Genomic DNA, 3,881 nt, shown 5'->3' on the forward strand with positions numbered 1-3,881 from the left:
GCCGGTGCCGGCGCGCGACGCCGCGGGTCAGCCGGCGGCGCCGGCCTCGCCGTCGCGCGCCAGCGCCTGACGGCGCCCGGCGTCGACGTCCACGCGCGAGAGCAGCAGCCCGCCGGCGAGGAAGAACGCCAGCACCGACACGATGCCGAGCCGGCTCGACCCGGTGACCTGCGTGACGAGCCCCATCGCCAGCGGGCCGAGCATCCCGCCGAAGCGGTTGAAGACGCTGAACAGCCCGAAGAACTCGCCCGAGCGCGACGCGGGGACGAGGCTCGCGTAGAGCGAGCGGCTGAGCGCCTGCGCCCCCCCCTGCACCATCGCCACGAGCACGGCGAGCACCCAGAAGTCGCGCTCCGTCTCCAGCCGGTAGGCGACGGCCGTGATGACGCCGTAGACGGCGAGCGCGCCGAGGATCGCGCGCTTGGCGCCGACCTTCCCCGCCAGCCACCCGAACGCGAAGGCGAACGGGATGCCGACGAACTGCACCACGAGGATCGCCCCGATCAGCGACGACTGCGCGAGCCCGAGCTGCGAGCCGTAGACCGTCGCCATGCGGATGATCGTGTTGATCGCGTCGTTGTAGAGGATGAACGCGAGCAGGAAGCGCCAGGCGTCGGGCATCGCGCGCAGGGCGCGCAGCGTGGCGGCGAGGCCGGCGAACGCCTCGCGCACGGCGGCCCCCACGCCGCCCGCCGCCGACGCGTCGCCGTCGGCCGGGTGCACCGGCGGCTCGGGGACGCCGCGCAGCAGCGGGATGCTGAACAGCGACCACCAGAGCGCGACGCCGACGAACGCCACGCGCGTCGGCGCCGACGGCTCGCGCGCCGCCAGCCCGCCGAGGCCGACGAGCCCCGGCTGGAGGATGGCGAGCAGCGCCAGCCCGAGCGCGGCGCCGCCGCCCAGGTAGCCGAGCGCGTAGCCGGCCGACGACGCGCGGTCGAGCTCCTCGCGTCTGGCCAGGTGCGGCAGCAGCGCGTCGTAGACGACGGTGCTCGCGTTGACGGCGACGTTGACCGCCGCGAAGGCGAGCAGCGCGGCGAGCCAGTCCCCCTCGCCGGCCAGCGCCAGCGCCGCGGTCGCGAGCGCGCCGAAGCCCACCAGCGTCGCCAGCAGCCGCTTCTTCACCGGGCGCGCGTCGCCGATCGCGCCGACGACCGGCGACAGGACGACGGCGAGCAGCAGCGCCGCCGTGGTGGCGTACGAGTAGCGCGCGGTCCCGACGTCGCCGGCGAGCCCCGCCGCCGGGACGCGGGCGAAGTAGGTCGGGAAGACCGCGGTGACGACGACGGTGAAGATCGCCGAGTTGGCCCAGTCGTACATCGCCCAGGCGCGGAGCGCGGGCGTGGAGAGGCCGAGGCGGGCGAGGACGTTGGGCATGCGGGGAGGAAGGTGGCGGCGGACGCGGCCGTGCGCCACCGGCGCCGCCGACCCGCGTCCGAGCCGTGACGCTCCGCCCCGGCATGGCGCGTGCGGCGAATCCCCCACATACCCACAGGAGCGTGACGATGCGTCGCACCCGCGGTGTGGACGTCCTGGCGTGGGGCCTCTGTCTCGTGCTGGCCGGCCTGTTCCTGGTCTCGGCGGCCCGCAAGCTCGTCGGCGCGGACGCGCTGCTCGCCGGGATCGGGCCGGCGTCGGCCATGGCCGGCTACCCCGCGTGGGCGCGCGTCGTGACCGCGCTCGTCGAGGCGGCCGGGGCGGCGGCCCTCCTCTTCCCGCCGGCGAGCGCGTTCGGGGCCGCGGTGCTGGCGGCGCTCATGGTGCCGGCGGCGCTGGCCGAGTACTTCACCCCAGGCGGCGTGGCGTGGGTGCCGCTGGCGGTGCTGGCGGCGCTGCTCGTGGTGCTGTGGGCCCGCAGCGGCGAGGTGCTGCGCGACCAGTACGCGACCTTCGCGGCGACCCCGCGCCCGCTGCTCGCCGACGGGCTGCTGGCGGGGGTGATCGGGGCGACGGTGATCGCCGTCTGGTTCCTGATCGTCGACGCGGCCGACGGGCGCCCGTTCTTCACGCCGACCACGCTCGGCGCCGCGCTGGTCGGCGCCGCGCCGTCGGAAGCGGGGCGGCCGAGCGCGGCGAGCCTCGTGCTCGCGTACACCGTCTTCCACTACGGCGCGTTCGTGCTGGTCGGGCTGGCGGCGGCGCTGCTGGTCAGCCTCGCCGAGCGCGAGCCGTCGGTGCTGCTCGGCTTCGTGCTCCTGTTCGCGGTCGCGGAGGTCGGGATCTACGCGCTGGTGGCGATCCTCGACGTCGCGTCGCCGTTCGGCGCGCACGCGTGGCTGGCGCTGATGATCGGCAACCTGCTCGCCGTGCTGGCGATGGGGGCGTTCTTCTGGCGGCGGCGCAGCGGGCTGGGCGCGCAGTTCCGGCGCGCGCTCGAGCGCGAGCCGGGGACGCCCGACCAGCTCATGGCGCCGCCGGCGCTGCGGCACTGAGCGCGGCCGCGCGCTCCTCGCGGTCGAGGCGGCGGACCAGGCGCGTCCAGCGCGCGTCCGCGTGCAGCGGCCGCAGCGCCGCCGTCCCGGTGAGCACGTCGCGGACGAGCACCCCCTCGGCGAGCGCGCGCTCGATCCGACGGAACGCCGCGTCGCGGTCGCCGACGCCGACGTGCGCGATCGCGAGGTCGAAGGGCGGCACGAACCGGCGCGCCGCCGACGCCTCGAGCGCGGCGACGTTGCGCGCCGCCTCGGCGCGGTCGCCGGTCACGCCGTACGCGTACGCGAGGTGCGCCGAGTCGCGGGCGCCGCTCGCGGCGGCGGCGCGCCGCAGCGCGTCCAGCGCCTCGGCCGCCATCCCCTTCTGCAGGTAGGCGTGCCCCAGCTGCTGCAGGACGAGCGGGTGGCCGGGGCCCAGCGCCAGCGCCCCCTGCAGCGCGCGGATCGCGTCGTCGGAGCGGCCCGCGTTCACGTACGCGCGGCCGAGCACCGTGCCGACGTTGGCCGCGAGCGGGTCGAGCGCCGCCGCCGTGTCCATCTGCGCCACCGCCTCGGCGAAGCGCCCCTGGAACTGCAGCCAGATCGCGAACGCGCTCCGCCCGAGCACGTAGCCGGGGTCGAGCGCGAGCGCGCGTCGCATCGCGCGCTCCGCCGAGTCGCGCGCGCCGCCGCGCAGGTACAGCGCGTGCGCGAGCGCGGCGCGCGCCGCCGCCACCGTGGGGTCGAGCGCGAGCGCGCGCAGCGCCGCCGCCTCGGCGAGCGGCAGCTCGTCGCGCGGGCGCCCGAAGCCGAACGCGACCAGCCGCGCGTGGGCGTCGGAGAGGCCGGCGTGCGCCTGCGCGAACGCCGGGTCGCGCGCGACGGCGGAGTCGAACAGCGCGACGGCGCGCCGCACGTCCGCGGGCCCCGAGCCCGCCGAGAACGCCTGGCGCCCCCGGAGAAACAGGTCGTACGCGACCGGGTCGTCGGTGGCGCGGCCCACCAGCAGCGGGCGCCCCGCGCCCGCCAGGCGCACGCGCAGCGCGCCGACGATCGCGCGCGCGATCTCCTCCTGCATCGCGAACACGTCGCGCAGCTCGCGGTCGTACGTCTCCGACCAGAGCACCCGGCCGTCGCCGGCGCGCGCGAGCCGGGCGGTGACCTTGAGGCGGCCGCCGACGCGCCGGAGGCTCCCCTCCACCACCGACGACACGCCGAGCGTCTCGGCGACGGCGCGCACGCCGAGCGGCTTCCCCTTGAGCGCGAACACCGAGGTGCGCGCGATCACGTCGAGGCCGTGCACGCGGCTCAGCGCGGCGATCAGCTCCTCCGTGAGGCCGTCCGACAGGTGCTCGTCGCGCGCGTCGCCGCTCGTGTTGGCGAACGGCAGCACCGCGACCGACGGGCGCGCGTCGGCGGCCGCCGCGGGCGTGGGGGCCGGGGCGCGGCGCGCGGCGGTCGAGGCGGCGC

The 3,881-nt window shown here is 77.5% G+C and carries 3 protein-coding genes; 1 reads left to right on the plus strand and 2 read right to left on the minus strand.

Features of this window, described 5'->3' with window-relative positions; translation table 11 throughout:
* Nucleotides 1-27: 27 nt before the first annotated feature.
* The gene (locus PYV61_RS22090) at nt 28-1,377 is read right to left on the minus strand and encodes an MFS transporter (RefSeq protein ID WP_275835743.1); all 1,350 of its coding nucleotides are present in this window, start codon (nt 1,375-1,377) and stop codon (nt 28-30) included.
* Between the two features lie 128 nt (nt 1,378-1,505).
* Between PYV61_RS22090 and PYV61_RS22095 the strand changes: the two genes are divergently transcribed.
* Nucleotides 1,506-2,432 carry a hypothetical protein gene (locus PYV61_RS22095; RefSeq protein WP_275835745.1) on the plus strand — a complete coding sequence of 309 codons (927 nt, stop codon included), beginning with the start codon at nt 1,506-1,508 and terminating at the stop codon, nt 2,430-2,432.
* Here the strand turns inward: PYV61_RS22095 and PYV61_RS22100 are convergent.
* The coding region (locus PYV61_RS22100; RefSeq protein WP_275835747.1) for a hypothetical protein at nt 2,404-3,881 on the minus strand (1,478 nt) is incomplete at its 5' end. The genes PYV61_RS22095 and PYV61_RS22100 overlap by 29 nt on opposite strands.

The sequence above is a fragment of the Roseisolibacter sp. H3M3-2 genome (assembly GCF_029211165.1).
GTDB lineage: Bacteria > Gemmatimonadota > Gemmatimonadetes > Gemmatimonadales > Gemmatimonadaceae > Roseisolibacter.